The 1,574-nt window shown below is 54.4% G+C and carries 16 tRNA genes and 1 rRNA gene; all 17 read left to right on the top strand.

The window, feature by feature from the left end:
* The first annotated feature begins 42 nt into the window (after positions 1 to 42).
* A tRNA-Tyr gene (locus tag CLOTH_RS10375) sits at positions 43 to 127 on the top strand.
* Between the two features lie 14 nt (positions 128 to 141).
* A tRNA-Ile gene (locus tag CLOTH_RS10370) sits at positions 142 to 218 on the top strand.
* Positions 219 to 222: 4 nt separating this feature from the next.
* Positions 223 to 298 (top strand) — tRNA-Trp (locus CLOTH_RS10365).
* Between the two features lie 23 nt (positions 299 to 321).
* A tRNA-Pro gene (locus CLOTH_RS10360) sits at positions 322 to 398 on the top strand.
* A gap of 6 nt (positions 399 to 404) precedes the next feature.
* Positions 405 to 481, top strand: a tRNA-Ile gene (locus tag CLOTH_RS10355).
* Positions 482 to 490: 9 nt separating this feature from the next.
* Positions 491 to 564, top strand: a tRNA-Gly gene (locus CLOTH_RS10350).
* A 4-nt stretch (positions 565 to 568) separates the two neighbouring features.
* Positions 569 to 645 (top strand) — tRNA-Arg (locus CLOTH_RS10345).
* A 5-nt stretch (positions 646 to 650) separates the two neighbouring features.
* A tRNA-Gln gene (locus CLOTH_RS10340) sits at positions 651 to 726 on the top strand.
* 9 nt (positions 727 to 735) lie between these two features.
* Positions 736 to 811 (top strand) — tRNA-Lys (locus CLOTH_RS10335).
* A gap of 5 nt (positions 812 to 816) precedes the next feature.
* Positions 817 to 905: transfer RNA gene (locus tag CLOTH_RS10330), tRNA-Ser, on the top strand.
* A 9-nt stretch (positions 906 to 914) separates the two neighbouring features.
* Positions 915 to 1,005, top strand: a tRNA-Ser gene (locus CLOTH_RS10325).
* 5 nt (positions 1,006 to 1,010) lie between these two features.
* Positions 1,011 to 1,087 (top strand) — tRNA-Pro (locus CLOTH_RS10320).
* Between the two features lie 9 nt (positions 1,088 to 1,096).
* A tRNA-Ile gene (locus tag CLOTH_RS10315) sits at positions 1,097 to 1,173 on the top strand.
* A 9-nt stretch (positions 1,174 to 1,182) separates the two neighbouring features.
* A tRNA-Ile gene (locus CLOTH_RS10310) sits at positions 1,183 to 1,259 on the top strand.
* A 4-nt stretch (positions 1,260 to 1,263) separates the two neighbouring features.
* A tRNA-Phe gene (locus CLOTH_RS10305) sits at positions 1,264 to 1,339 on the top strand.
* A 5-nt stretch (positions 1,340 to 1,344) separates the two neighbouring features.
* Positions 1,345 to 1,421, top strand: a tRNA-Met gene (locus CLOTH_RS10300).
* 82 nt (positions 1,422 to 1,503) lie between these two features.
* Positions 1,504 to 1,574: ribosomal RNA gene (locus tag CLOTH_RS10295) — 16S ribosomal RNA — on the top strand; the annotation flags it as partial.

Raw genomic sequence — 1,574 nt, 5'->3', positions numbered from 1 at the left:
CAGCAGGTTGCGGGTTCGAGTCCCATCACCAGCTCCAAATATGGAGGGGTTCCCGAGTGGCCAAAGGGGGCAGACTGTAAATCTGTTGGCAATGCCTTCACTGGTTCGAATCCAGTCCCCTCCACCACAATAACACAATGTGGGCCTTTAGCTCAGTTGGTTAGAGCGTCCGGCTCATAACCGGCAGGTCCGGGGTTCGAGTCCCTGAAGGCCCACCATCTTAGGGGTGTAGTTCAGTTGGTAGAACGACGGTCTCCAAAACCGTATGCCGTGGGTTCAAGTCCTGCCACCCCTGCCAATTTAATAGCAAGATGTATTTGTCGAGGTGTAGCGCAGTTTGGTAGCGCACGTGGTTTGGGACCATGGGGCCGGGGGTTCGAGTCCCTCCACCTCGACCAAAATATGGGCTTATAGCTCAGGCGGTTAGAGCGCACGCCTGATAAGCGTGAGGTCGCTGGTTCGAGTCCAGCTAAGCCCACCAAAACTACATGCGGGTGTAGCTCAGTGGTAGAGTTCCGGCCTTCCAAGCCGGCTGCGAGGGTTCGATCCCCTTCACCCGCTCCAACACGTGCCTGTAGCTCAGCTGGATAGAGCAGTGGCCTTCTAAGCCACGTGTCAGGGGTTCGAATCCCTTCAGGCACACCAAACACTGGGGATTCGCCAAGTCGGTAAGGCACAGGACTTTGACTCCTGCATTCGTTGGTTCGAGTCCAGCATCCCCAGCCAATTTAATAAGACTCATTAGCTCAGTCGGTAGAGCACCTGACTTTTAATCAGGGTGTCCCGCGTTCGAGTCGCGGATGAGTCACCAAATATGGAGAGGTGTCCGAGTGGTTTAAGGAGCTGGTCTTGAAAACCAGTGACTCCGCAAGGGGCCGTGGGTTCGAATCCCACCCTCTCCGCCAATATTAAATGGAGAAGTACTCAAGTGGCTGAAGAGGCTCCCCTGCTAAGGGAGTAGGTCTCGCAAGGGGCGCGAGGGTTCAAATCCCTCCTTCTCCGCCATATATCGAGGTGTAGCGCAGTTTGGTAGCGCACGTGGTTTGGGACCATGGGGCCGGGGGTTCGAGTCCCTCCACCTCGACCAAAGTGAAGGGGGCTTATAGCTCAGGTGGTTAGAGCGCACGCCTGATAAGCGTGAGGTCGCTGGTTCGAGTCCAGCTAAGCCCACCATAGTGATGAGGGCCTTTAGCTCAGTTGGTTAGAGCGTCCGGCTCATAACCGGCAGGTCCGGGGTTCGAGTCCCTGAAGGCCCACCATTTTGCCCAGATAGCTCAGTCGGTAGAGCAGGGGACTGAAAATCCCCGTGTCGGTGGTTCGATTCCGCCTCTGGGCACCAAATGTGGCGGCATAGCTCAGTTGGCTAGAGCGTTCGGTTCATACCCGAAAGGTCACTAGTTCGAATCTAGTTGCCGCTACCATATTTAGTATGAACATTGAAAATTAAACAGCAGACGAATAGTAATTCAATTAACCATAAAGTCAGCTCATATGAGCCAAATTATTTTTGAGAGTTTGATCCTGGCTCAGGATGAACGCTGGCGGCGTGCCTAACACATGCAAGTCGAGCGGAG

The organism is Alkalithermobacter paradoxus, assembly GCA_002029295.1.
Classification (GTDB): Bacteria; Bacillota; Clostridia; order Peptostreptococcales; family Peptostreptococcaceae; genus Alkalithermobacter; species Alkalithermobacter paradoxus.
The sequence above is the reverse complement of the archived record's forward strand: the minus strand, read 5'-3'. Positions and strand labels throughout refer to the sequence as shown.